This window comes from uncultured Ferrimonas sp., assembly GCF_947489035.1.
Taxonomy (GTDB): domain Bacteria; phylum Pseudomonadota; class Gammaproteobacteria; order Enterobacterales; family Shewanellaceae; genus Ferrimonas.
The window spans coordinates 25,978-52,753 of sequence record NZ_CANLCI010000003.1 but is presented as its reverse complement, the minus strand read 5'-3'; the positions used below and the strand labels follow the sequence as shown (position 1 = coordinate 52,753).

Below are 26,776 nucleotides of genomic sequence, written 5' to 3'. Positions count from 1 at the left end.
CCACTACGCAATAGGATTATCTATTTCAAATGGGAAACAAAAAGATCCTTTGCGATCAAAAGGATCTTTTTTAATCGATTGTAAGCGATTGCCCATAAAGGGAATAATATATCGCTCTAACGATTGCGCTTTAAATAAGCATTGGTGATCGATTTAATTAATTCAGGTCCTTCATAAATAAAGCCTGTATAAATTTGCACCAATTGGGCGCCGGCATCAATCTTATCCATCGCGTTCTGTGCGGACTCGATCCCACCGACACCGAGAACCGGCACCTTATCACCCAGATGCTGGCTCAGTTTGCCAATAATCTGCGTCGAAAGCTCGGTCAGTGGCGCCCCAGATAAGCCGCCGGCCTCTTTGTGTTGCGGCAGCTGCTCTACCCCACCACGGCCTAAGGTGGTGTTGGTGGCGATAACCCCATCCATGTTGTTTCGCAGTAACGCGTCACACACGTCTTTTAACTCGGTATCGGTAAGATCTGGGGCGATTTTCAAAGCCACTGGTACGTACTTACCGTGTTTGTCGTGCAGCTGCTGTTGCCGCTGTTTTAACGACGACAACAGATCATCCAGCATGTCGCCGTACTGCAGCTGCCGCAGCCCTGGGGTGTTGGGTGATGAGATGTTCACCGCGATGTAATCAGCAACCTCATACACTTTGTCCATGCAGAACAGGTAATCCTCTTTGCCCTGCTCATTTGGGGTGTCTTTATTTTTACCAATATTCACCCCAATCACGCAGTTACCTGGGTTACTGGCTTTGATGTTCGCCACCAGGTTATCAACGCCTTTATTGTTAAAGCCCATGCGGTTGATGATCGCGCGGGCAGGCTTTAATCGAAACGCCCGAGGCTTATCGTTACCCGGCTGTGGTCTCGGGGTTACGGTGCCCACTTCCACGTGGCCAAAGCCCATGGCGGCGAACCCATCAATGCACTCGCCATCTTTATCCATACCAGCAGCAAGGCCAACGGGGTTGGGAAAGGTGATCCCCATAAAGGTGATTGGCGCCGATGGGATCTGTTGGCGGTAAAAACACGCCAGCGGGGTATTGGCGGTGGTGCGAATGCCGGTAAGCGCTAAGTGGTGAGCGGTTTCAGCTTGGGTTTGAAACAGCACTTTTTGAGCTAAACGGTAAAACACAGCTTTCTCCTGTTATAAAAAAGCCTCGGATATACCGAGGCTTTTCTGCTTTTTATTGTTATGCGCTCTCGGCAACGTTGCCGCAGCGAACGATTAGCAGACTCAGCTCTCGTAGGGCAACTGAGAATTTGGCGAATTCGTGACTCTTACTGGTCCGGAATTCCGCCATCATGTGTAACCAGCGGTTGAGCGAAATCTCATTTTCATCCACCCATTGGTCGATGATCGCTTGGGCATCGCAGGCGCCAATGCAGTTGCGTAGCACCGTCAGTGTTAGCTGGCGTTGCAGCAGATCCAGCTCTTCACGGAATCCGGCTCGTGCTAATGCTTGCCAGTGGTTGGCCACTTGTTGCTCGTTGATCTGCGCTAAGAACCAGTGCATATCGATACGAGCCCCCAAACGGTAGTAAGTTTCGGCGGCTAATAATACCGGCTTGTCGTCTTGATCGGCAATCTCAGCCAGATCCAGTGCCGAGAACAAGGTGCTAGAGCGGGCAATAAATTGCGCCAACGTCTGCGGGATCCCTTGTTCACTTAACCGCTCTGCCCGTTGCTGCAGATCTTGCGCTTCTTCAACCGCCAGCAGCGAATCAAAGTTATCCGATAACTGTTCAACTACCGGGCGGAAGAAGGCCACATTCGCTGCAATGTCGTTATTGCCACTGCGATGACGCAAGAACCAACGCGTTGCACGGCGTACCGTACGCTGCAGCTGGTACATCATTTGGTATTGCTGGGCACTGTCAATGCTGCCGTCACAACCGATGATGTCGGCTTTCACTTTGTCGAAACCAAAAATTTGCTCAGCGATAGTGTAACTGATTGCAATTTCAGGGATTGAGGCGCTGGTCTCATCCTGCATTCGCTGGATGAAGTTGAAGCCCATGTTGTTGATCATGTCGTTCGCCAAGGTGGTCGCGATGATCTCGCCGCGCAGCGGGTGATCCTGCATCCATTGGCTAAAACTTTGCTGCAAACGTTCTGGGAAGTAAGCCACCAAACGCTTAACAATCACTTCATTATCAGTAACTTGCGGGTCAACCAATTGTTCTTTCAGTACCATCTTGGCGTAAGCCACCAGTACCGACAATTCGGGGCGCGTTAAGCCTTGGCCTGCGGCCATGCGTTCAGACAGCTCTTCATCGGTTGGTAAGAATTCCAAGGCGCGATCCAAGCGGCCCATCTTTTCCAAGTAATGAATAAAGCGGGTCTGCTCTTTCATGTTGGCGACATCGCGATCTTCGGTGACCGAGATAGACAGGGTTTGGTTGCGGCAATCTTCCAACACAATCTCAGCAACTTCGTCGGTCATCTCCACCAGCAGCTTGTTACGCTGTTTGATGGTGAGTTCGCCTTCAGCCACTAAGCGATTCAGCAAAATTTTGATGTTTACTTCGTTATCGGAGCAATCAACCCCGCCAACGTTATCAACAAAATCGGTATTGATGCGGCCGCCCTGTTGGGCGTATTCGATCCGGCCCAGTTGGGTTAAGCCGAGGTTTCCGCCCTCGCCGACAATCTTCGCGTTCAGTTCGTGGCCATTGATGCGCACCACGTCGTTGGCACGGTCGCCCACATCAAGGTGGGTTTCGCCCGAACCTTTAACGTAAGTGCCGATGCCGCCGTTCCACAGCAGATCCACTTCCATTTTCAGCAAGTTGTTGATCAGCTCATTTGGCGTCATCTGTGCTTTTTTGGTGCCAAGCATCGCTTTGATTTGCGGTGTTAACTTAATCGACTTAGCCGAGCGGTTGAAGATCCCGCCGCCTTCAGAGATTAAGTTGATGTCGTAATCGGTCCAGCTTGAACGCGGCAGTTCAAATAAACGCTTACGTTCGATGTAGCTGGCGGCGGCATCTGGCTCTGGATCGATGAAGATGTGCATGTGGTTAAACGCCACCTGCAAGCGGGTGTGTTCAGACAACAACATGCCATTACCAAACACGTCGCCAGCCATGTCGCCAACGGCGGTACAGGTGAAGTCGGTGGTTTGGCAATCAATCCCAATTTCGCGGAAGTGGCGTTTCACCGACTCCCACGCACCGCGAGCGGTGATCCCCATCTTCTTGTGGTCGTAACCGTATTGGCCACCAGAGGCAAACGCGTCGCCTAACCAGAAGTTGTACTCTTCAGAAATGCTGTTGGCGATATCCGAGAAGGTGGCGGTGCCTTTATCGGCGGCCACAACCAGGTAGCTGTCGTCTTCATCGTGACGCACCACATCCATCGGTGGCGTCAGTTCGCCATGAACGATGTTGTCGGTGATGTCCAGCAAGCCGCGGATAAAGGTGCGGTAGCAGCTTTGCCCTTCCGCCAGCATCGCATCACGCTCTGTTGGCAGCTGTTTACACACAAAGCCACCTTTGGCGCCGGACGGCACAATCACGGTGTTCTTTACTTGCTGCGCTTTCACCAAACCCAGTACTTCGGTGCGGAAGTCCTGACGACGATCAGACCAGCGCAAGCCACCCCGAGCGACTTTACCGCCGCGAAGGTGCACCCCTTCCACTTTGGCCGAGTAGACGAAGACTTCGAACTTCGGCACTGGGGCTGGGATCTCTGGGATCAACTCCGGCTGGAACTTGATAGACAGGTAGTCTTTCGGCTGACCTTCGTTGTTCTTTTGATAGAAGTTGGTACGCAGCGAGGCATCAATCAGCTCAGCAAAGCGACGAATAATGCGGTCGTCATCCAAGTTGGCAACGTCATCGAGCTTGGTTTCAATCTCAAGGCGCAGCTTGGCTGTATCATGCTTACCGCGCGCTTTTGGCTTAAAGCGTTCACGGAACATCTGCATCAGCAGCTGGGTGATCTCTGGGTAACGCTCTAAGGTTTCAGCGATGTACAGCTGCGAGAACGTCATCCCGATCTGGCGCATGTAGCGGGCGTAGGCACGCAGTACCGTCACTTCAATGCCAGATAACCCTGCGCTTAAGACCAGCGAGTTAAAGGCGTCGTCTTCAAAGGCGCCATTCCAGGTGCTGGCCAACGCGTCTTCAAAACGTTTTTGATAGCTGGTGATCGGCTCTTTGACGTCGCGCTTAAAGGTCATTGAGAAATCAAGTACCCAGAATTCAGCGCCGTCAGCGCCAATCACTTTGTAAGGGCGCTCACCAATCACGCGCAAACCGAAGTTTTCCAACATTGGCAGAATGTCTGACAATGGGATCGGTTCATCTTTATGGAACAGCTTCAATGACACCAAACGCTGGGCCGAACTGGCTTCCTGTGGCTGGTAGAACAACATACCCAGCTTGTTGTCTTCGCTGAGGTTCTGCAGTTGTTCAATGTCCACCAGCGCGGCCGACGGCAACACGTCTTCTTTATAGCTGCGGGGGAAGGCATTAATAAATTGACGGGCTAATGCCTTACCTTTGGCTTCGCCGCGGCTCTCAACCAAGGCGCTGTCCAGTTTGTCGTCCCACGTGCGTGCCAGTTCAATCAAATTGGTTTCCAACTCGTTTATATCAACGTCCATTTCATTATTGGCCACCTTCACTTGGTAGTGGGTACGAGCCAACTGCGATTCAGAGAAGTAAGTGGTAAATTCAACCGGATCTTCCGTTTGAAAATATTTCGCTAACAACTCTTGTGTCCGCACCCGCAACTGGGTGTTGTAACGCTCTTTGGTGGTGTAAACCAAGGCGGAAACAAATCGACCGAAAATATCTTTGCGGATAAACAAGCGCACTTTATCGCGATCTTGCATGTGCAAAATGCCAATGGCGGCATCGTACAACTGCTTCACGGTTGCTTGGATCAATTCATCTCGAGGGTAAGTTTCCAAGATGTGTTGCAGTGCTTTGAAATCGTGACTGAACGGCGCCAAGCCAGACAGTTCCAACACACTGGCAAGCTTCTGCTTCAGCAGTGGGATTTGATCGGTGCTTTTGTTGTACATGGTTGAGGCGTACAAACCAATAAAGCGATGTTCACCCACTACTTGGCCGGCGTCGTTAAAGCGTTTAATGCCGACATAATCGATGTAGGCTGGGCGATGCACTCGACTTTTGGAATTGGTTTTGGTCAATACCAAGTAATTGGGTTGCAGCGCGTCTTTACGGGCGGCTTCCGGTAACTGCGACAGCAGCAAGCCGTTATGCTGGCTTGGGCGCACACGTAAGGTACCCAGACTGCTCTGGTGATCCGGACGCAAGGCCAAATCCCCTTCGACTTTCTCCAGATCGTAGTAACGGTAACCGAGAAAGGTAAAGTGGTGATTAGCAAGAAATTTTAAAAACTCTAATGTTTGCTGTTTCTCGCTATCGCTGCTCACCAACGGGCCTTGCTCGATGGTGTCGGTCACCTCTGCCAGCTTGGCTTGCATCTGCTGCCAATCTTCCACCGAAGCCACAATGTCTTCGAGCATCGAAGTGAGTTCGTCGGAGATCTCCTGGCGACGCTCTGGATCTTCCTGATTTTCAACTTCCACCAAGAACACCGAAACCCGTTCGTGCTCGGCAGTCGCGTCTAAAACTGAAGCAACGTCAATGATCTTACCGTCGCGGTCACGTTTGATGGCAATGGGCGAGTGAATGATCAGGTGAGGGGCAATGCTAAAGCGCTGCAGGGCGATGGAGACGGAGTCGACCAAGAACGGCATATCAGGCTGAACCATTTCAACAATGGTGTGAGCACTTTGCCATCCGTGGGTGCTTTGAATTGGATTGTAAACTTGATTAAAACTGGCGCCAGAAGGCGTGTTGTTCAAGTTGCGCCATAAGCTTAAGGTTGCCCCGTAAAGCTCACTGTCATTGCGCTGATTAAGATCTGCTTGGGAGAGTGTGGCAAATAGAATTCTTGCCAAAGATTCCAGTAACTGAGCTTCTTGTTCTTCGTTCTTCTGATGTACTAGAGCTACAACGTTGTCCAACATCACCGATGGACGGATTTGCAGTGTCGCCATGATGGTATTTCCTTTCACACAGCCTGATATTTTGTTCTCTTTCTTCCGTTTCAAACGCCGCAAACGGCATTTGCAGCGAAGCATATCACCAAAAGCGCCACTGTGTGAGCCATATCGCATCATAAGATTTGCTTACTGCGATCGGATGTATCCATTGATGAAAACTAAAGCATTTATATGCTGCGTTTATGCAAAAAAAGGCCACCTTGCGGTGGCCTTTATTCAATTGCACTAGCTGGCGGGTTTTTCTCGCCAAAGAAGTTTGACCAGTGCGGGTAATAATAAAATGGCTGCAAGCATATTCACTAGGAACATGAAGGTAAGCAGGATCCCCATGTCCATCTGGAATTTAAGATCGGAGAACACCCAAGTACTTACCCCTACAGCTAAGGTAATGCCGGTAAACACCACTGCGTTGCCCCGTTCAATCAAGGCTTGCTTATAGGCTTCGGCCACCGGCACGCCTTCACGCAGCAACGGCGCCATTGTCGATAGGATATAGATGCCGTAATCGACACCGATACCAACCCCCAGTGCAATAACCGGTAAGGTGCTTACGGTTAGGCCAATTTCCAAATAGGTCATCAGTGCTTGCGCCAATACCGAAACTAAGTACAGCGGCAAGACCACCGCAATGGTTGCGAGCAAGGAACGGAAGCTGATTAAGCACAACACAAACACCGCGCCGTAGACGTACACCATCATTGGCGTTTGCGCTTCTGCAACGGCTTCGTTGGTGGCCGCCATTACCCCAGCAGGGCCAGACGCTAACTTAAACTGCAGTTTATCGCTGTTGAAGTTGGCCGCTTCGGCTTTCACCGCCGCCACAACCCGATCTAAGGTTTCCGCCTTGTGATCCACTAAGAACACGTAAATAGGCATCACCGAACAGGTGTTATCAAGCAGGCCCGATGTGGTTGGTACCTGAGCCACCGCTTGCACCAGAGTCGGTGTGGTCCGTGGTAACACTCGCCACTTAGGGTTGCCTTCGTTAAAGCCACCGTTTACCTGCTTGGCAATCGACGCCAGTGACGTGGCCGATTGCACCCCTTCGATGTTTTCAATGCGCCATTGGAAATTATCAATCTCGGTCATGGCTGAATGATAAGTACAGGCTTCAGGGAAGGCTTCCACTAACACCGTTAGTACATCGGTGGTGATGGTAAATTTGTCGGTAATGAAAGCGGTATCTTGGTTGTAGATCGATTCCTCTTTCAGCGCTGGCGCGCCCGCATGCAGATCGCCAATCTTCATGGTTTGGGCTTGTTGCCAACCAAACGCAAACAGTATTGCCGCAACCACAATGACCGCAACCGAGCGCTTACCGTCAGCAAACTTGGCCATCCAGTCCCAAACAGGGCTGACATTAGCGCGGCTTGCTTTGACTCGAGCAAGATAACCGTGACTGAACTTGGCGTAAGACAGCAATACGGGCAGCAAGATCAAGTTGGTTAGGATAATAACGGCCACCCCTAACGAAGCCGTAATGGCCAGTTCACGGATGATGCCGATATCGATCGCCAGCAACGTTAAGAAACCCACGGTATCGGATAACAGAGCAACCATACCCGGCACCAGCAAACTGCGGAACGACGCTTGGGCCGCGACTTTGGCACTGGCGCCTGTGGCGACTCGGTGGCCAACGGCGTTGATCATCTGCACCCCGTGGCTGACCCCAATGGCGAACACCAAAAACGGCACCAGTATCGACATTGGATCCAAACCAAAGCCCAATACGGTCAGGCCGCCCATCTGCCACACAACGGCCACTAAGCTGCAAGCCAGAGGGAAGAAGGTCAGCAACAAGCTACGGGAGAACGCAAAGACCATGACCGCGGTGATTGCGATGGCGATCATAAAGAACAACAGTACCCCTTTGGCACCATCAGCCACGTCTCCGGACATCTTGGCAAAACCGATGATGTGGATCTTAATTTGATCGGTTTGGAACTGCTGGCGGATCTCTTGTTCCAGACGCTCAGCAAAAGCCAATACGTCCATCGGTTTTGTGGTGGCACCACCGGGGATCTGCTCCTCAACGGGGATCGGTTGCCACTCAAGCAGTTGCGCGGTCACCATGGCGGCACTGGAATCCGCCGACACCATACGGCCCACCACATTGGAGCGGTCTACGTTGGTGCGCACCTGATCAACGCTGCGCTGGCTGCCATCAAAATTGGCTGGGATCACCGGCCCGCCACGGAAGCCATCTTCAACCACTTCAGTAAAACGGGTGGATGGACTGAACAGGGATTTCACCTGTGTACGATCGACCCCTTGAATGAAGAACAGCTGATCGTGAACCAATCGCAGTGCTTCGAAAAACACCGGATTGTAAATATCACCGCTGGTGTCCTCAATCGCGACCATGATGCTATTGGCGCCACCAAATTGGTCGCGATGCTTCATGTAGGTCTGCATGTAGGGGTGATTAAGGGGAATATTTTTGGTAAAAGCCGCATCCATACGCAGCTGTGACGCTGAATAGCCTAACCCGAGCGTAAGCAATGCAAAAATCAGCAGCACCGCCCCTCGGTGACGAAACAATAGGGTTTCGATGGCATTGGTCCATTTATCTAACATTGTTCTTCCTTGCTACTACAAACCAAGCCAGCGTACGCCAGCACTGCCGGCCACAATGACCCGCCCATCTTTTTGCTGCGCTACCGCAACCAGATCCTCGCCTTTCGCTTCGATCTTGGTTTGGTAGGTTTGACCGTCATCCGTGCTGGTCAACAGGTAGCCGTTATTCGCCACCATCACAATGGTGCCGTCCCGAAGTTGGGTCGCGCTATTGATGGTGCTCGACACCTTGGTGCGAACCGACTGCCAACTTTGGCCTTGGTCGGTGCTGCGGAAAATATTGCCGCGTAAACCAATGGCAACCCACGCGCCACTTTTGGTTTCGAGCAGATCAAACAGTGAGCCATCGTAAAAGGGTTCTTGATTCTGCCAACTGGCGCCACCGTCATCGGACAGTGCGATTAAGCCCATCTCGCCCACCATCACCAGTTTGCCGCTGCGCAGCGGCACAATGCGATTGAAATGGGGCAACATGGCGCTGCGCTCATCAAGATAGAGTGCTTCATCTTCCGCTTTCAGCTCGTCAAGGTAGAGCTGATCATCCGGATGCAAAAGTTCATTGAAGTAGAGGCTGGTCCAGCTATTGCCACCATCGCTGCTGCGGTAGGTTAACCCGTAAGCGCCAACGGCGATGATGTTGTTTACCGACAGAGCAATCACATCCAGCAGCGGCTTATCTAAATCCGGAAACTGCTGTTTTAGCTGCCAGGTATAGCCACCGTCGGTGGTGGTTAAGATGGTGGCATCGTGGCCAACCGCCCAACCATTTTTACCCTTAAAGGTAACGGCCGTCAGCAACGCTTGGCTTGGGGTCGACAGCTGCTGCCACTGATCATCAATAAACGCCAGCAAATGACCACGATCGCCCACGGCAATCATCTTAGTGCCGTTGTAGGCCATATCGAGGATCGGGGCACTGGTTGCCTTAGAGGCGATGTATGAGGTTGTCTCGGCAACCACAGGTGGCACCAAGCACAAAGAAGAGAGCAAAATTGAAGTTATTATTTTCGCTTGCATAGTTCCCACCAACAGGGCGCCCGAAGGCGCCCTTAAATTCGACTCAATTAACGACGGCCAGAACGGCGCAGTGCTTGAGGCGTAAACTTTTTCTTCGACAGCTTCACATCGAAATCAACAACGTCACCTTGGTTATCCAACCCCATGGCCAAGTAACGGCGCGAGTTCAGATCGTAAAACGTTTCCAAAGTGGTCCACATCAGCGGTTTCTCGTAGTAGTTAATGGCGTGCGCCATGCCCACTCGATACAGCTGATCACGGTTGTCGTACATGTCGGTTAGCGCGATCTGCCAGCTGTCTTCATCCAGATAGAAGGTGCGGGTTTTGTAGGTGTGACGAACGCCCTCTTTCAAGGTTGCCTCGACTTCCCAAACACGGTGCTTTTCCCAACGCACCAGATCCATGTTGATGTGACCCGGCTTCACGATCTGATCGTAATTTAGGGTGTCACTGTGCAACTTGTAATCGTTGTATGGGATATACAGCTCACGCTTGCCCTTTAAGGTCCAGTTGTAACGCTCTGGCGAACCGTTGTAGAGATCGAAGTCATCGGTGGTTCGCAGGCCGTCAGATACGGTTCCTGGGGTATCAAACGCAACGTTAGGAGCGCGGCGAACACGGCGCTGACCTGTGTTATAGGTCCAAGCCTGACGCGGCTGTTTGTTCTGATCCATGGTCTCGTGTACCAACAACGCAGTACCCGCCAAGCGCGATGGCGAGGTCACCACCTGCTTGAAGAAGATGATCATGTTGTCGTCGGCCATTTTTTGCGGATCCACTTTCGGATCGCCGTAGACAAAGATGATGGTCTCTTCGGTTTCAACCAGAGTGTATTTACCCGATGGCGTTGGTGCCGCTTGGTTACGCTGCAAAGAAGCCGCTTCACCACGGTAACGCAGAATGTGGTTCCAAATGGCTTCGACGCCACTTTCTGGGATCGGGAATGGCACCCCAGCCGATGCCCCTTTAATGCCGTTACCGCCTTCCACCAGCTCAGCGTTGGTGGCGTTATCTTTTACCGCATCGTAAATAAACTGCGGGTAAGAGGCGCTACGGTGAGTTGGGTAAACGTTCAGTTTAAAGGTGTCTGGGTACTGTTCCAGCATCGCCTTAACCCCTGGGGTCAGGTAATCGCTGTACTCGGCCATGTTGCTGGCGGTTACGGTGGTTAGGATCGCATCGGCAGCATAAGGATCGGGGTGGAATTGACCCACCTGATAACCTGCTGGTGCGGTGGTGATGCCACCGGTCCACGCGGGAATTGAACCATCGGCGTTGCCGGCCATCTGGGCACCGATCGGGGTAAGCTCGGTACCAAGCTTAGCCGCTTCTTCTGGCGAGACTTTGGCTTGAACGCCACAGGCAAAGGCCAAGGTTAAGGCAGATGCAATTACGGTGTACTTCTTCATGTTCACTGCCCTCTTAGATCGAGAATTTCAGGTTGAACGATACAAAATCTTTGTCTTCAAGGGCGTTAGTAGAGCCCTTACCATCAAAGAAGGTGTTGTAGCTAAGATCCCAAGACCAAGTAGACAAGTAATCAGCGGAGAGAGTGAATGCCGCTGATTTGCGTTCTTCGGTAAACAGGAACAACGGATCTGGGGTGGTACCTTGAACGTCGTGGCTAAACACCACGCGCGGCGACAAGTTCCAACCAAACAAAGCGTTTTGGTAATCGGCTTTGGCTACGATGCGGTAACCCCAAGCAAAGTCATCGGGGAAGGCGTCTTCCTCGGCACCCGCATGCAGCAGCTCCAACACATCCAAGTTATCTTCGCGGCCTTGGCTGCCGGCACGCTCAGTACCTGGGCCATTGAGTCGTAACTGCTCGTGGCTCGGCATGTCGTGGATCCACACCCCACCCACTTCGGCCAACATCACAAAGTTGGTCGAGCCTAAGGTTGGGCCAAAGATGTGGGTAAAGGTCATCTGTGCTTGGGTGGTATCCACCAAGATGTGGCCTGGCGCTTCTTCCCCTGGCTGCAAACGTTCACCATTTGGTTTCAGGTATTGCGACAGATCAGTAAAGGCACCGGTGATCCCAGCGTTAGATAACTGCTCTGGCATGGCCGCAAACAGCAGCTCAACGTCATCAATTTGCAGTGGTTCATCTTGACGGTGAGCCACTTCACCGGCAACGGAGGTTTCTCCCACCGTTGTGTTGAATGACATGCCGTATAACTTAATGTCTTCTTGGTAGGTCAACTTCGCTTTGGTAAAGGTGTTCAAGTTCAGCAGATCTTGACGGTTTACACTGCGACCTTCTGCCGCCACGGTGGCAAGGTATGCCACGTCTTCCCCAATTGCCGCTTGACGAAAATCAGAGGCCGTCCCCGCGCTGATTGGTCGACGGCTGTGGTAGTTCATAAAGTAGAAACCAAACTCGGTATCGTTCAGATCCGGCGCGTAGTAACCCACTTTTAAGCCGTATTGGCCTTGGTCATCTGGCTCAGCAGTGTGATCAATCAAAGCCACTTTGGTGGAGTAATCCAAGGCGCGCGCACCTAAGGCCGCCAATGCCGCCGCATCACCGGCACCGGCAGCGGTTGCCGCGCTGGCCGCCAGTAAGTTGTACTCGCTGATCAGGTGATCCAAGGTGATGTCGGGGTTGCCAGTAAAGCCCAATTGAGCGTTATTGTTGTAACCGCCCGCACCCGCAAAATCGTTAGACGCGAAGTAGGTGCCCGCGGCAGGCAGACGCGTTTCTTCCCAGCGGTACTGGTAGAAGGCATCAATGTTGAGGTTTTCGGTTACCCCTAAGCTGGCCCACAACATCCCGACTGGGATAAACGCTTCTTTCAGTTCCGAGCCTGGCGCTTGCAAACGGGCCAGATCCACGGGGTTTACTTGGTTGATGCCGTGGCTGATTAAGGTACTTTCACCCCAACTCACAACCTGATCACCAAGACGAACCGAGAATGGCATATCGCCAATATCAAAATCAGCAAACAGGAAGTAATCCAGCATTCGTACGTCAGAACAGGCGTATTCCGCAGCGGTATCGTCTGCGCAAATGTCGTACTTTTCGCCAGTCATTGGATTACGGTAATCAAAGCTGCTGTTCTCTAAGCGGTTGTCGTAGAAATACAAACCGCGGGCAAACAAGCCAAAATTATCGTAAACCAACTCCAGCTCGTGAGTGCCTTTAAAGGTCTCGCTGAAGGTATCACCTTGATCGTACAGCTGGTTACCCAGATCGCCGTTGGCAGAGAAACTGCCGCGGCGTTTAAATACGTCCGGTGAATCTAAGAATTCGTTAAAGCCGGTAACCAAGCCATTGCTGGTTTGAAAACCGTAATCTTGCCATTGGAATAAGTTACTTTTTGCAACTTTGTCGAGATCGCGTTCTTCAACACGCCAGGCTGCACCTGCAGTCCAAGTTGAATCAAAACGGCCTTCGACGTCTCCCCATTGGAATGAAACGGCTTGAACTGGCGTCGCCAGTACCGTGCCGACGATTGCCGCCAGCGCCGTTTTTTGAAAGCGCAATGCATTAGATGTCATTTTCGCTTCTCTCCCTTCCCTGATTATTGTGATTGTTAAATTCCCTTTATAGAGAATTAATCCCATTGTTAACGCAACACCCCCGCCACCGCAACATCTTTGCAGCATTAAACCTCTCCAGATTTAACCACTTAGCCACCGATTTAAACGCCCATTTGAAACTGTCGTTTTCAACTGGTTGAGGCAACCGACTTCACCCCACTGGCCAGACCAACTAAAGCATTGATAAATAACGGATATATTTTTTAAGGCGATAAAAAAAAGGCCCCTCTCGGGACCTTTCTTATGTTTTAAGTTTTTACTCTAGTCAGTTTTCTATTTTTACTAACTGTTGCACTTGATGGTTGTCGTCCAAGCTCAACAGGAACCGACCTTGCAGCCCGCTGGCCGTTAACAGTGGCCGAAAATGACGCGCGTGGATCTGCAGCGTTTGCCCATTTTCGGCATAGCATTGCACCATTTGCGCGTGCCCGTGGTAATACTGCTGAAACGCAGACCAGCTGACATTCAATCGAAAAACAAACTGACTCGACATAACAACTGATTACAGCAGTGCCTTCGACACTTTTTCGTACAAATCGCGGCTGAGGTTAGGCAGATCCGCCAAGCGTTGCAATTGCGCTTTCACCAACAGCTGGCGTTCACCGTCCAACTCTTTCCACCCCAGCAACGGGGTAATGATCCGCGCGGCGCATTGTGGGTTAATGTCGTTTAACTGCAGCAGCTGATCGGTCAAGAACTGGTAACCGCTGCCATCAATGGCGTGGAACTGGTTTCGGTTGCCACTGGCAAACGCGCCGATCAACGCGCGCACTCGATTGGGGTTAGAGATATCGAACATTGGGTGCGCCATGGCCGCGTCAATGTCGGCTAACACATCCGCCTTTGGGGCCATTGCGATCTGGCTGAACCACTTATCCATCACTAACGGATCTTGCTGCCACTGCTGCTCAAAGCTGGCTAAAGCATCAACCACCGCGGGCAGTTGCGCTTGGTTCATGGCATTAAGCGCGCTGAGGCGATCAGTCATGTTATTGGCTAAGGCAAATTGCTGCGCGCACAACTCTTGGGTGGTGGCTTTACCCGCCATAGCCAGCAGGAACAAACAGGCATTTTTAAGCGCACGGCGACCAACCGCTTGACCATCTTGCTGATAATCACTGTCGCTGCAGTCGCGGTAACGCGCTAACAGTTCATCTTCAAGGTCAGCACCTATCTGCGCCAGCAGTTGACGACGGGCTTGGTGCAACGTTTCCACTTCGATGTCGATGCGCAGCTGTGCCAACGCGGCTTCCGCTGGCAGTGCCAACATCAATGCCACTAAGGCCGGATCTTGCTTATCGTCCAACAACACATGGCGTAAGGTGTCGATAGCTAAGTTGGAAGCCCGTTGCTGCTCGGCATCGGCCAGTGCAAACAACTCTTTGGTCAACAGACGTTGGCCTGCATCCCAACGAGCAAAATCATTCCCTGCGTGCGCCGCTAACAGGGCCAGTTGTTCAGCGCTGATCTGCTGTTCCAATTTGATTGGCGCAGAGAAGTTTTCAAACAGTGAAGCCACCACGGGGCCATCCACTTGTTCAAACACCCAGGTTTGCTCGGCCTCGGTCAGGTTTAACACCTTGTCGATGCTGCTGCCATTAACCACTAACGGTTGGGCAACGCCTTGCGGGTTAAGCAACTCGACTGCTACAGGAATGTGCAGCGGCAGCTTGTCGGCTTGATCGGCGGTGGCTGGCGTGTGCTGCTGTAACGTTAAGCGGTATTCGCGTTTGGCTGCGTCGTAGCTTTCACTGGCGCGAACCACTGGGGTGCCCGATTGGCTATACCAACGGCGGAACTGAGTTAAATCAACGCCGGATGCGTCTTCCATCGCAGCCGCAAAATCATCGCAGGTAACGGCTTGGCCATCGTGGCGATCAAAATAGAGTGCCATCCCTTGTTGAAAGCCCGCTTCGCCTAACAAGGTGTGCATCATCCGGATCACTTCTGATCCCTTGTCGTACACGGTAACGGTATAGAAGTTGTTCATCTCGAGCACTTGCTCAGGACGAATTGGGTGCGCCATTGGGCCTGCGTCTTCCGCAAACTGGTGATTGCGCATTACCGTTACCGCATCAATGCGGTTAACCACTGGCGAGCCAAGATCCGAGGAGAACTCTTGATCACGGAATACGGTTAAGCCTTCTTTTAGGCTTAACTGGAACCAATCGCGGCAGGTCACGCGGTTACCGGTCCAGTTATGGAAGTATTCGTGGCCGATGATCGATTCGATCCGATGGTATTCATCGTCGGTGGCGGTTTGTGGATCCGCTAACACGGCTTTGGAGTTAAAGACGTTCAGGCCTTTGTTTTCCATGGCGCCCATGTTGAAAAAATCCACGGCGACGATCATGTAGATATCCAGATCGTACTCAAGATTGAAACGATCCTCATCCCACTTCATGGCGTGCTTAAGCGATGCCATGGCGTGTTCACCACGATGCAAATTGCCCCGATCAACAAACAGTTCAAGAGCCACTTCTCGGCCACTGCGGGTAGTGTAACTGTCGGCCAACAGGTCAAAATCACCCGCCACTAAGGCAAACAAGTAGCTTGGCTTCGGGAACGGATCTTGCCATACCGCAAAATGACGGCCGTGGTCGAGATCGCCGCTATCGATTTTATTGCCGTTTGACAGCAGGTATGGATACTGCGCTTTATCGGCTTCAACTCGAGTGGTGTATTTCGCCAGCACATCGGGGCGATCTAAGAAGAAAGTAATGCGGCGAAAGCCTTGGGCTTCACACTGAGTACAGAAAGCGCCACCGGATTTGTACAACCCTTCCAGTGCGGTGTTGTTGGCCGGATCAATCTCCGTAACGATGGTCAGCTCAAACTGCGCCAGATCAACGTCGATGATTAATTGATTGTCGGCGTGACGAAACCGTTCGGTTGGCAATGGATTGCCATCAATGGCCACCGACACCAACGTCATGTGCTCGCCATCGAGTTGCAACGTCTTGCTGCCACTCACCAACTGCTTTACTTGGGATGTGGCCGTCACGAGGGTGGCGTGTTCATCCAGTTTAAAATCAAGGTGCAGCTGTTCGATGGTGTATTGCGGCGCTTGGTAATCAGAACGCAGCTTTGCTTGCATGGCCGACATGGGCACAGTCTCCTTACTTTCCAAAGATAAAGGGATAAAACCCTTAATGCGGTCAGTATACCAAGGGCTTTGTTTTCTGCGGGCGCTACAATCGCAAAAGAGTTTGAGTGGGGATAAAACCAACAAAAACCGGCCGTAATGGCCGGTTTTCTACCGCATTGCGTGCAGACAGGTGGTTAAAAGGAAACTAAACCAGACAGTTGCAAGAACACCAACACAATGGCTATCGGCGCCACGTAACGCACACACACACGCCAGAAGGTGTAAATCGCAGCACTGCTATCAATGGCTTGCTCGGTAACGGAGCGCTTAACCACATAGCCAACAAATAACGCAGTAAGCAAGCCGCCGACCGGCAACATGATGTTCGAAGTGGTGAAATCAAGGATCCCAAACATGGTGGTTTCGTTGCCAAACAGCGTAATTTTGGTCCACTCGGCACCACTGATAGAGAATACGGTGGTTAAGCTCAGCAACCAGATCACGGCACCAGACACAACAGCCGCTTGCATTCGTTTAAAACCACGGTTTTCCACTAACCAAGCAACGGAAGATTCAATCAGCGCCAACGCTGACGTTAATGCCGCCACTACCAGCATAAGAAAGAACAAGCCACCGAATATCTGACCACCGGGCATGCTGCCAAAGGCGATAGGCAGGGTTTGGAAGATTAGCCCTGGGCCTGCGCCGGGTTCTAAGCCGTTGGCAAACACAATAGGGTAAATCGCGATCCCCGCTAATATCGCCACCACGGTATCCATTACCGCAATATAAATTGAGGTTTTCACTAAGGAAGTGCCTGCAGGCAGGTAAGCGCCGTACATGGTCATGATCCCTGATGCCAATGATAAAGTGAAAAAGGCATGACCCAGCGCAACTAAGACACCATTCCAACTTAACTTGCTGAAATCCGCATTAAACATAAATTTGAGCGCGGCGGGCATGTCGCCATGTTGCGAGGCGTAACCCACCATAACCAGTAACAGCACAAACAGGGCTGGCATCATCCAATTGACCGAACGCTCAAGACCATCCTTCACCCCTAAGCCAACAACCAGGGTGGTGGTTAATACGACCGCGCCACTCCACGCCATCAATTCGGCTCCAGAGGCGTTGAGACCTCGAAACAGGGAATCGATTTGTACAGCGGTTTGATCCGTAAACATGCCGTTAAAGCCGTAATAGGTGTAGGCCAGTGCCCAACCTGCAATCACAACGTAAAAAGAGAGGATCAAAAAGCCCGTTAACGAACCAAACCAGCCAACGATCGACCATTTGCCGCTGCCACCGGATTGTTGCGAAACCAAACGCGCTGAGCGTGCTGGCGCTTGGCGGCCAACTTTACCGATCAGCACTTCCGACATCATCACTGGAATGCCGATAAGCAAAATACAGGCGAAGTACACCAGAACGAATGCCCCGCCACCGTTTTCTCCCATGATGTAGGGAAATTTCCAAATGTTGCCGAGTCCGACTGCGGCACCAGTGGCCGCAAGCATATAGCTCATACGACTGGACCATTGTTCGTGTTTTACCGTATCCGTACTCATGCCTTCCCTCTAACTTGTTATTTTTTTGTTATAAGCAGGCATTTTGTATCGCGTATGCATCTATGTATGCAAGTGATTAGACGTTGCAAAAGTTAAATTTACTGTCTAATGCAAGTGGTCGGCGCAGTGGTTTATTTTGTCTGCTGGCGGTTTATGCAAACAAAAAACGCCGCTAAGTTAGCGGCGTTTGTAAGAACAATCAAAGTTAGCCTTACGAGGCTTTCTTTTGTCTGGCGGTTAAAGCGTAATCAACCAAGTCGATGGTAATGGCGCTGGCCTCTTCCAACATGTAGTCAGGTAACTCCATATCTTCGGCGTCTTTTAAGGCTTCCACAGCCTCTAAACCTTGCTGTTTTCGACGTGTATTCAGACGAGATAAGGCGCGTTTATCATCTTCAGCTTGCTTCGCTTCGCGTTCCGACTTAACCAAGCTGACCCAGTTTTTGTCTTTATCCAAACGGTAACGAGCAATGTCGCCTTTCAGCAGATTAAATTCATAATCTTGCTCTATCCGGCTCTGATGACGACCATCAAGGTAATTAACCAGATCGGTGTCGATCATCTCAAAGTTACGGTAACGTGCGCTTGGGATCGAATCCCACGGCAAGGCGTTATCTTCTTGAGATTCACCATACTCTCCCTCAACCACAAAGCTTGGGAAGGTCAGATCCGGTAACACCCCTTTAAGCTGAGTTGAACCGCCATTGATGCGGTAAAACTTAGAGATGGTGTAGGTAACGTTACCCATTGGCTTGTCGTATAAATCGTAAATACGACCCAGTGGACGATGCTGCTGCACCGTACCTTTACCAAAGGTTTGCTCACCAATGATCACCGCACGACCATAGTCTTGCAGCGCTGCGGCAAAAATCTCTGACGCAGAGGCACTGTAGCGATTCACCATAACCGTTAACGGGCCATCGTAAGCCACACGGGCATCACTGTCGCCGTTCACGCTGATCTTGTTGCGTTGATCCCGAATTTGCACCACTGGCCCTTGGCTAATGAACAAACCGGTTAGCAGACTGGCTTCGCTCAAAGAGCCACCACCGTTACTGCGCAGATCCACAATAATGCCTTCAATCGACTCTTGCTTCAGCTTGGCGATCTCTTTAGCCACATCACCGCTGACATCCATGTAAAAACTTGGAATGTCGATGACGCCAACTTTGCGGTCACTGCCGCCCATTGGCACGGTGCGTACTTCCGATTTCACTGCTCGGTCTTCAAGGCGAACTTCGTCACGAACAATTTCGATCTCTTTCGGCAGCGCATTATTGCCATCTTTCGATGCCAACACTTGCAGTGTTACCACAGAGTCTTTCTTGCCCTTAATCAGTTCAACCACGTCATCCAAGCGCCAGCCGATAACATCAACCACCTTCTCGCCCTCTTGGGCAACGCCGATGATTTTGTCGTCGGGTTTCAGCTCGCCCTGCTTATCCGCTGGGCCACCGGTAACCAGTTCACGCACCACGGTGTAATCGTCGTCCACCATCAATACGGCACCGATCCCTTCAAGGGACAGGTTCATTTCAGTTTTGAAGCGATCAGCGTTACGCGGTGATAAGTAACTGGTGTGCGGCTCTAACGTGTAAGCAAAGGCGTTCATCACAGACTGAAATACATCTTCGCTTTGAGTCTGACTGAGTCGTTTAATGGCATTGTTGTAGCGCTTAGTCAGCATTTCGCTGATTTCAGGCCACTCTTTGCCGGTCATCGACAGGTTAAGCGCATCGTGCTTCACCCGTTGACGCCAGATCTCATCCAGCTCTGCTTCACTGGTGGCCCAAGGGGACTCAGTACGGTCGTAGACGTAACGATCGCCAGCTTTGGTAAAATCCATCGGTTCGTCAAGCAGCGATAACGCGAACTCTAACCGTTGGTAGCGACGTTTGGTCGACAGCTCGTACAGTTCATACGCCTCGGCCAACTGGCCGCTGCGAATGGACACCAGCAGATCCGATTCAAGCTTGCTGAACTTGGCGATGTCGCTGGCCAGCAAATTGGAGCGATTGGCGTCCAATTGCTTTAAGTAGCGGCTGTAAACCGCCGCAGCAAACTGGTCGTCAAACGCCACCTGACGGTAATGAGAGCGAGTAAAAAGATCAGTTACGCGTTTACTGGCTATTTTGTGTTGAGCCTCTTGGTCCAGTTCTGGCAGTTCTTGCACACTCAGTGCAGGAGATACCGCCAGCGCTTGGGCGCTAAGCACCACACCAGCCAAAAACGCAGCAATCTTATTTTTTCTCATCTACTCGCAACTCCTTATGCCGCCTCACTCCGTATTAGATGCGGATGTGATCGGCTTTCACTTTAACGGTCAGACCGGACTCTAAACGGACTACTACGTCGCCCTTAGACAGATCGGTAATTACACCTTTCGCTGGGGTACGACCTAAAGTCACCATCACGGTCATGTCTACTGACAACTTATCTGCTGAGACTTTTTCAAGTGGCTTAGAGTTCCGCTCGACAGACTCTTTTTTCATTTTAGAAGGTTTTGCTTTAGCAGCTTGCTCAGCACGAGCTGGGCGAGGCTTTTTCGCAGGGCGTTTTGCCTTGCGCTCAGCCGCGGCCTTTTCTTGACGCATCTCTTTAGCGCGATCTTGGCTATCTTTCAGCGTTTTTTCAGCGTGCTCAACGTGTTCTTGCTCCAGCTCGCCACAATCGTTGCCGTCTAGGTCAACACGCTGAGCGCCAGACTTAGAACCGCGCAGGTAGCGCCAGCTGTTGGTGTAACGACGAATGGCTTGACGCAATTGAGTCTTGCTGACTTTCTCGTCGCCTTCCAAGCGCTCAGCCAATTCTTGGAATAAACCAATTTTCAGCGGCTTTGCGTCACCTTCAAGGGTAAAGCACTGCGGAAACTGCTCTGCCAAATAGGCAATAACTTCTTTCACGTCCTTCAGTTTTGGAGTGCTTTCCGGAGTGGTGTTTTGTTCAGTGGTCATCAAAAGTCTTCCTGGCCCTGTTCTGGGTCAAAATGGTTAAATAGTGCTTCGACGAATGCGTCAACCATATCGTCATCCAACTCTAGGAGCTGGGGATTGTATTGCCAATTTGGCCACACGGATTCAAGCATTTGCTCTAACCGTGTCACCTCAATATCGTGATCTGCGTGATCATAAACCGCATGAAACAATTGGTTTATGTGTTCCGCAGCAAGAGCTTCCTGCCCCTCCCATTCACCTACTTCGTTGGCATCCATTAAGTAGGTGTGGATGTGAATCAGCTCTTTCATTAATGCTGCTCTAGGTGTTGCTCTAACACGTTGACCAATTGCTCGATGCCACGGGCATCGGTATCGCTAAAGCGCGACAGCATTGGACTGTCGATATCTAACACCCCAACAACCTTACCGCCACAGCGAATGGGTACTACCAATTCGGATTCACTGGCACTGTCGCAAGCGATGTGGCCAGGAAACGCATGTACATCACTGATGCACTGGGTAATACCGGTAGCCGCGGCAGTACCGCAGACGCCTTTACCTATTGGGATCCGCACACAGGCAACCTTGCCTTGGAATGGACCGAGTACCAGCTGCTCTGGGGTATCAACCCAATAGAAGCCAGCCCAGTTAAGATCGGGCATTGAATCGAAAATCAGGGCAGATATGTTTGCTAGATTTGCGGTGAGGTTCGGTTCGCCAGCAATCAAACTTTTCGCTTGTTCACTCAGCAATCCATAATCGAGGGTTTCAGCGGACAACATGTTCGAGACTTAGAGTAATTATCAGCTTGCCATTAACCCAGTTTCCCCCGCTTGAGTCAAGGTAAAAGCCCTTTGTGGCGGCCAAATGCACAGATTATTGCCGCTATTGCCTCTTAGGCAGTAGTGGTAAACTGTTGTTACTTGTGCTGCTATCGAAAACGGACGTTGATTTGCCAGATTGCACTTTACTTTGCCCTACCTGTGATGAACAGGTAAAACAGCGAGCCATTCCCCAGGGCATTCGCGCCCATTGCCCTCGCTGTGGCAGCCGGGTGTATGATCAGCCCTATTGCGATAACAACACGTTGCTGGCGTTAACCCTCACAGCATTGGTGCTGTTTTTCCCGGCCAATTTATTGCCAATTGTCGAAATTGATGTGGTGGGTAACATTCGTGCCACCACCATCTTCGGCGGCGCGATTGCGGTGATTGAGCAAGGCTACAGTTTGGTGGGCTTAGCCGTGTTGATCACTGGGGTGATCGCCCCGCTGCTGTTGCTGTGTTCTGTGCTGGTGCAACTGCTGCTACTGCGCTCAAATCGCCATCCACAATTGTTACGCTGGTTGCTGCTGCGTCATAGTTTGCTGCGCAAACTGTCGATGGTTGAGATCTATCTGATCAGCTATTTAGTGTCGATGTTTAAGCTGTCCGATTTCGCCAGTCTCACGTTCGGTTGGGGCAGTGGCGCGTTGTTGCTGCTGTTTGTGATGATGTTTTACGTTCAATACGAATACAACCCCAAGCTAATGTGGCAACGCTATGAGCAGCAATAATACAGAACTGCGGCTGTGTTCCGGTTGCCGCTTAACCACCGCCGCCCCCAGCCATTGCCCTCGCTGTGGCACCGTGCTGCATAAACGCCAACCTCGGTCGTTAGAAACCAGCATGGCGCTGTTGCTGACCGCGTTTATCTTTTTATTCCCCGCCAATGCATTACCAATCACCCAAACCATCAATCAAGGGGTGAACACCTACGACACCATCTACAGCGGCACGCTATCGTTGATTGATGCGGGGATGCCGGGGATCGCCACCATCGTGTTCGTGGCCTCGGTGTTGGTGCCAATTTCGAAGATTGTTGGCTTGGCGGTGATCTTAGGTACCATCAAATTACGACTACCGCTATCGCGTCGCCAACTCACCACTGCTTTCCATGTAATTGAATTCATTGGCCGCTGGTCGATGTTGGATCTGTTTGTTATTTCGATTATGGTCAGCGTAATCAACATGGGGCAGCTGCTGTATGCACTGCCCGCCCCCGCTGCGACCTATTTTGCCTTGGTGATTTTATTTACCCAGATGGCGGCGCAACGTCTCGATACCCGTTTGCTTTGGGATTTAGAAAAGGAACAGGATGACCACTGAAGTGCAAGCCCCGGTGCTTAAGCGTAAAAAAAACCTCTCACCCATTTGGATCCTACCGATATTGGCCGCCGTTTTAGGTTTATGGCTATTGGTTAATTACATCCAAGAACGGGGCAGTGACATTACGGTTCAGTTTCCTAGCGCCACTGGCATTGAAGCCAATAAAACCATGGTGCGCTACCAAGGGATCATCGTTGGCCAAGTGATCAAAGTGCAACTGGCCCGCGACAGCAGCTCAGTGGACGTGCAAATTCGCATGCAAAACTCTGTTGATGATCTGCTGCGTGAACAAACGCACTTTTGGTTGGTGAGCCCTAAAGCATCGTTAACCGGTATTGATGGCTTGGATGCACTGTTTTCCGGTAACTACATTGCCATGCAACCCGGAGAAGGCGCACGCAAAACCCATTTTGTTGGCGATGAGACGGCCCCAGCCTTATCGGTACACAGCGATGGCTTAGTTATCCATATTGCGGCGCCCGAACGGGGCAGCCTCAATATCGGCAGCGGCATATTCTTCCAGCAAGTCAAAATCGGTCAAATAGTCGACTTTACCTTGCAAGACGATGGCAGCGGGGTGGTATTTGATGCGTTGATCACCCCAGAACATCAATTTTTAGTTCGCCAAGACAGTCGCTTCTGGAACGTGTCTGGCGCCAAAGTGGACGCCAATCGCAGTGGCGTTAAGCTGCAGATTGAAAGTTTAGCCACCCTTCTAGCCGGCGGCATTGCGGTGTCCTCCCCCAGTGACAGCGTTGCGGCCGTTGCTGAGCAGCAATTCACCCTGTTTGCCGATGAAGCCGATGCCAGCCCGAAGGTGCGAGTCCGTTTTAGCGCAGACAGCGCCGACGGTTTAGGTGTCGGCAGCTCCATCCGTTACCGCGGCATCGAATTAGGCCAAATTGACGATGTGATTTTAACTGATGGCGGGGTCGAATTAAGCGGTTGGGTTGATGCCCGGCACCGCCCATTGCTGACCACTGGCAGTCAGTTCAATCGTGTGGGTGCCAGCATCGGCCTTGATGGGATCAGCAATCTTGATACCGTGGTGTTTGGCGACTTTATTCGATTGTGGCCCGGCACTGGTGAACCTAGCCAGCAATTTACCCTGTTAGCGCAGCCACCAGAACAAGCCAGCCACGGCCGCTACTTCACCCTAAGCCAATCGATCCTGCACGGCGTGAGCATCGGTGCACCACTGCGCTATCGTGGCGTGGTGGTCGGCGAAGTGCTTGCTGTCGAGCTCACCAGCAGCGGCGTTGATATTAAGATCTTTATCGAACGGCAACACCAGCACTTGGTTCGCACCAATAGCCGCTTTTGGTTACAAGGGGCGGTGGCGGTTAAAGCCGATTTTTCAGCCTTAACCATCAAGGCCGCGCCGATGTTGGATGCCTTAAGTGGCGGCATCGCCTTTAGCAGCTCCAGTGCCCGCGACGAAGCGCCGGCTGGTCAGCGTTTTACGCTGGCCGACGATAAAGCTCAAGCGCTGCAAGCCAAACCCCAGACACTGCAGTTAACAACGGATTCCTTAGTTGGCTTAAACCCCGGTGCACCGGTGTTTTACCGCGATTTAGAAACCGGCAAAATTGAGAGCATCAAATTGGTGGATCAACAGCTGCAAGTCACGGTGTCAATTAACGACCAATACCGATACCTGATCGGCCCGTCGATGCGCTTTTGGCACTATTCTGGGGTGGAAGTAAAGGGATCGTTGGCGGGGTTAACCGTTCGCACCAATCCCTTGGTATCGATGATCCGTGGCGGCTTGAGTTTTGGTCATCTGGATCAGCCACTGCAAGCTGGGGCACTCGTTGATAACACCATCTACCCATCTCAAAGTGAGGCGCTGGACGCCAGCCAGTCTGTTCGTTTAACGCTGGTGGCCGATGGTCGCATCGACAGCAATACCGCCATTCGCTATTTAGGCCATCAGATCGGCAACGTGACCGCGGTTGAGTTAAGTGAAGATCTACGCCAGCAAACCATTCAGGCCGAACTCAAAGAGCCTTGGGCCAAGCAGTTTCTCCGGCGCGATGCCCAGTATTACTTAGTGCAACCAAAGGTGGCACTGTCTGGGATCCGCAACGTCCAAACCATTCTCTCGGGCAACTACATCGCGGCTCTGCCAGGCCAAGAGCACAGTAAGCAATCGCAGTTTACCGTGGCCACCGAAGAACCGCTGCAACTGCCCTATGGCGATGGCTTACGGTTGGTGTTAACCCAATCACGCTTAGGCTCACTGCACATCGGTAGTCCTGTGCTGTATCGCCAAATTCGGGTTGGCGAAGTGATCCATACGCGCTTAACCGATCAAGGTGAGGCGGTCGATATTGAGATCCAATTGATGCCGCGTTATCAGCACTTGGTTAACGCCAGCTCTAAGTTTTGGAACGCGTCTGGGGTCGACATCGATTTTGGGGTGTTTAGCGGCGCAGACATCAAAACCGAATCTCTGGAAACCATCTTGGCCGGCGGTGTGGCCTTTGCCACACAACACGCCACCAACAGCAGTAATCGCCTTAGCAGTGGCCAAAGCCTGCAGCTGTATGGCGAAGTGCGACCAGGCTGGTTAGCGTGGCAAGCGAAGTTGTGATCGCACTCGTTAACCGAAGAACCAGTAACTAACCGCAATGGCGGCGCAGATCCCAGCCAGATCCGCCGCCAAGCCACAGCTTAAGGCGTACCGGCCATCGCGGATCTTGACCGCGCCGAAGTAAACCGCCAGTACGTATAAAGTGGTTTCTGTCGACCCCTGCATCACCGCTGCCAATCGGCCCGCAAAAGAATCTACGCCGTGGCTGTTCATGGTTTCGAGCATCATCGCGCGGGCACCGCTGCCACTAAAGGGCTTCATCAGGCCCGTTGGTAACGCATCCACAAAGCGACTGTCCCAGCCCACCGCTTCCACCAACCAGCGCACGCCGTAGAGCACGCCATCCAATACGCCAGATGCGCGTAAACTCGCAATCGCCAACAGCATCGCCACCAGAAACGGTACGATCTGCACCGTGGTTGTTAACCCCTGCTTGGCGCCATCAACAAATAGCTCAAACAGCGGCAACTTTTGCCAAAACCCTACCGCGATGATGGTGATGATCAGCGCGAAAATACTCAAATTGCCCCACAAAGAGGAGCCCTGTTGCAGTTGCTCCGTGCTGTAGCCTGCCAGCATCACCACCACGCTAACCAGCAGCGCCATCATCGCGCCAAACCATGCCAATAACACACTGTCCCACAACTTAATGCGCTGCACTAAACACACGGTAAGCAAGCCAACCACCGTTGAGGCGCAAGTGGCCAAGAGGATAGGAATGAACACCTCTGCGGGCGCGGCCGAGCCCTGTTGGGCACGATAGAGCAGCACCGCCATTGGAAACAGCGTTACCGACGAGGTGTTCAACACCAAAAAAAGAATTTGGGCATTGGTGGCGATGGCAGGTGTTGGGTTTAACCGCTGCAACTGCTCCATCGCTCGGATCCCAATGGGAGTGGCGGCGTTATCCATGCCTAAGGCGTTAGCCGCCATGTTCATCGTGATCGAACCCAAGGCCGGATCGCCACGGGGAACATCGGGCATTAAGCGACTAAACAGTGGCGCTAGGGCTTTGGATAACAACTTAATCAAACCGGCGCGCTCGCCAATGGCCAACAACCCTAGCCACATCGCCATCATGCCCGCCAGACCAATGGCAATATCAATCGCCAGCTTAGCCATGTCGAATAACTGCGTTAACCACAGGGCAAAGATCTGGTCGTTTCCCAACCAAAGCCACTGCCAAACACAGGCTAACGCTGATAATAAAAACAGCGCCCCCCAAAGACGATTTAACACCCTGCT

The 26,776-nt window shown here is 51.8% G+C and carries 17 protein-coding genes; 3 read left to right on the top strand and 14 right to left on the bottom strand.

Annotated features, from left to right (window positions below):
• Positions 1-116: 116 nt before the first annotated feature.
• The 13 genes from pyrD to Q0796_RS02710 all read right to left on the bottom strand — a co-directional run bounded on the left by pyrD (position 117) and on the right by Q0796_RS02710 (position 21,570).
• Positions 117-1,145, bottom strand: a complete 1,029-nt coding sequence (gene pyrD / locus Q0796_RS02770; protein ID WP_298440067.1) for a quinone-dependent dihydroorotate dehydrogenase — start codon at positions 1,143-1,145, stop codon at positions 117-119.
• Between the two features lie 58 nt (positions 1,146-1,203).
• The gene (locus Q0796_RS02765) at positions 1,204-6,051 is read right to left on the bottom strand and encodes an NAD-glutamate dehydrogenase (protein WP_298440065.1); all 4,848 of its coding nucleotides are present in this window, start codon (positions 6,049-6,051) and stop codon (positions 1,204-1,206) included.
• Between the two features lie 231 nt (positions 6,052-6,282).
• A complete protein-coding gene (locus Q0796_RS02760) occupies positions 6,283-8,634 on the bottom strand; it encodes an MMPL family transporter (protein WP_298440063.1) in 2,352 nt (783 codons plus the stop codon).
• A 15-nt stretch (positions 8,635-8,649) separates the two neighbouring features.
• Positions 8,650-9,594 carry a YCF48-related protein gene (locus Q0796_RS02755; RefSeq protein ID WP_298440061.1) on the bottom strand — a complete coding sequence of 315 codons (945 nt, stop codon included), beginning with the start codon at positions 9,592-9,594 and terminating at the stop codon, positions 8,650-8,652.
• A gap of 104 nt (positions 9,595-9,698) precedes the next feature.
• Positions 9,699-11,060: a DUF1329 domain-containing protein gene (locus Q0796_RS02750; RefSeq protein ID WP_298440059.1), complete on the bottom strand. Its 1,362-nt coding sequence runs from the start codon at positions 11,058-11,060 to the stop codon at positions 9,699-9,701.
• A 13-nt stretch (positions 11,061-11,073) separates the two neighbouring features.
• Positions 11,074-13,155 carry a DUF1302 domain-containing protein gene (locus Q0796_RS02745; protein WP_298440057.1) on the bottom strand — a complete coding sequence of 694 codons (2,082 nt, stop codon included), beginning with the start codon at positions 13,153-13,155 and terminating at the stop codon, positions 11,074-11,076.
• A 307-nt stretch (positions 13,156-13,462) separates the two neighbouring features.
• A complete protein-coding gene (locus Q0796_RS02740; protein WP_298440055.1) occupies positions 13,463-13,690 on the bottom strand; it encodes a DUF2835 family protein in 228 nt (75 codons plus the stop codon).
• Between the two features lie 9 nt (positions 13,691-13,699).
• On the bottom strand, positions 13,700-16,303 hold the full coding sequence (gene pepN, locus Q0796_RS02735) for an aminopeptidase N (protein WP_298440053.1): 2,604 nt from the start codon (positions 16,301-16,303) through the stop codon (positions 13,700-13,702).
• Between the two features lie 176 nt (positions 16,304-16,479).
• Entirely contained in the window at positions 16,480-17,853 is a 1,374-nt protein-coding gene (locus Q0796_RS02730; RefSeq protein ID WP_298440050.1) for a sodium-dependent transporter, read from the bottom strand.
• Positions 17,854-18,064: 211 nt separating this feature from the next.
• Positions 18,065-20,107, bottom strand: a complete 2,043-nt coding sequence (gene prc, locus Q0796_RS02725) for a carboxy terminal-processing peptidase (RefSeq protein ID WP_298440048.1) — start codon at positions 20,105-20,107, stop codon at positions 18,065-18,067.
• 34 nt (positions 20,108-20,141) lie between these two features.
• A complete protein-coding gene (gene proQ, locus Q0796_RS02720; protein WP_298440046.1) occupies positions 20,142-20,807 on the bottom strand; it encodes an RNA chaperone ProQ in 666 nt (221 codons plus the stop codon).
• A complete protein-coding gene (locus Q0796_RS02715) occupies positions 20,807-21,097 on the bottom strand; it encodes a hypothetical protein (protein WP_298440044.1) in 291 nt (96 codons plus the stop codon). The genes proQ and Q0796_RS02715 overlap by 1 nt, the downstream gene beginning before the upstream one ends.
• Positions 21,097-21,570 (bottom strand): GAF domain-containing protein, encoded by a 474-nt coding sequence (locus Q0796_RS02710; protein WP_298440042.1) that lies wholly within the window; start codon positions 21,568-21,570, stop codon positions 21,097-21,099. Before Q0796_RS02710 ends, Q0796_RS02715 begins: the two co-directional genes overlap by 1 nt.
• 170 nt (positions 21,571-21,740) lie before the next feature.
• Between Q0796_RS02710 and Q0796_RS02705 the strand changes: the two genes are divergently transcribed.
• The 3 genes from Q0796_RS02705 to Q0796_RS02695 are packed head-to-tail and all read left to right on the top strand — an operon-like array spanning position 21,741 to position 25,531.
• Positions 21,741-22,343: a paraquat-inducible protein A gene (locus Q0796_RS02705; RefSeq protein WP_298440040.1), complete on the top strand. Its 603-nt coding sequence runs from the start codon at positions 21,741-21,743 to the stop codon at positions 22,341-22,343.
• On the top strand, positions 22,330-22,935 hold the full coding sequence (locus tag Q0796_RS02700; RefSeq protein WP_298440038.1) for a paraquat-inducible protein A: 606 nt from the start codon (positions 22,330-22,332) through the stop codon (positions 22,933-22,935). The genes Q0796_RS02705 and Q0796_RS02700 overlap by 14 nt, the downstream gene beginning before the upstream one ends.
• Positions 22,925-25,531: an MlaD family protein gene (locus tag Q0796_RS02695; RefSeq protein ID WP_298440036.1), complete on the top strand. Its 2,607-nt coding sequence runs from the start codon at positions 22,925-22,927 to the stop codon at positions 25,529-25,531. Before Q0796_RS02700 ends, Q0796_RS02695 begins: the two co-directional genes overlap by 11 nt.
• A gap of 9 nt (positions 25,532-25,540) precedes the next feature.
• On the opposite strand, the gene Q0796_RS02690 is transcribed toward Q0796_RS02695, so the two are convergent.
• Positions 25,541-26,770, bottom strand: coding sequence for a spore maturation protein (locus Q0796_RS02690; RefSeq protein WP_298440034.1), 1,230 nt, complete (start codon positions 26,768-26,770; stop codon positions 25,541-25,543).
• Between the last annotated feature and the right edge of the window lie 6 nt (positions 26,771-26,776).

Coding starts and splice junctions, on each gene's coding strand:
- Q0796_RS02745 (WP_298440057.1), bottom strand. CDS start 13,155: ATGACATCTAATGCATTGCGCTTTCAAAAAACGGCGCTGGCGGCAATC.
- Q0796_RS02760 (WP_298440063.1), bottom strand. CDS start 8,634: ATGTTAGATAAATGGACCAATGCCATCGAAACCCTATTGTTTCGTCAC.
- Q0796_RS02750 (WP_298440059.1), bottom strand. CDS start 11,060: ATGAAGAAGTACACCGTAATTGCATCTGCCTTAACCTTGGCCTTTGCC.
- Q0796_RS02695 (WP_298440036.1), top strand. CDS start 22,925: ATGACCACTGAAGTGCAAGCCCCGGTGCTTAAGCGTAAAAAAAACCTC.
- proQ (WP_298440046.1), bottom strand. CDS start 20,807: ATGACCACTGAACAAAACACCACTCCGGAAAGCACTCCAAAACTGAAG.
- pepN (WP_298440053.1), bottom strand. CDS start 16,303: ATGTCGGCCATGCAAGCAAAGCTGCGTTCTGATTACCAAGCGCCGCAA.
- Q0796_RS02710 (WP_298440042.1), bottom strand. CDS start 21,570: ATGTTGTCCGCTGAAACCCTCGATTATGGATTGCTGAGTGAACAAGCG.
- Q0796_RS02730 (WP_298440050.1), bottom strand. CDS start 17,853: ATGAGTACGGATACGGTAAAACACGAACAATGGTCCAGTCGTATGAGC.
- Q0796_RS02740 (WP_298440055.1), bottom strand. CDS start 13,690: ATGTCGAGTCAGTTTGTTTTTCGATTGAATGTCAGCTGGTCTGCGTTT.
- prc (WP_298440048.1), bottom strand. CDS start 20,107: ATGAGAAAAAATAAGATTGCTGCGTTTTTGGCTGGTGTGGTGCTTAGC.
- Q0796_RS02715 (WP_298440044.1), bottom strand. CDS start 21,097: ATGAAAGAGCTGATTCACATCCACACCTACTTAATGGATGCCAACGAA.
- Q0796_RS02765 (WP_298440065.1), bottom strand. CDS start 6,051: ATGGCGACACTGCAAATCCGTCCATCGGTGATGTTGGACAACGTTGTA.
- Q0796_RS02700 (WP_298440038.1), top strand. CDS start 22,330: ATGAGCAGCAATAATACAGAACTGCGGCTGTGTTCCGGTTGCCGCTTA.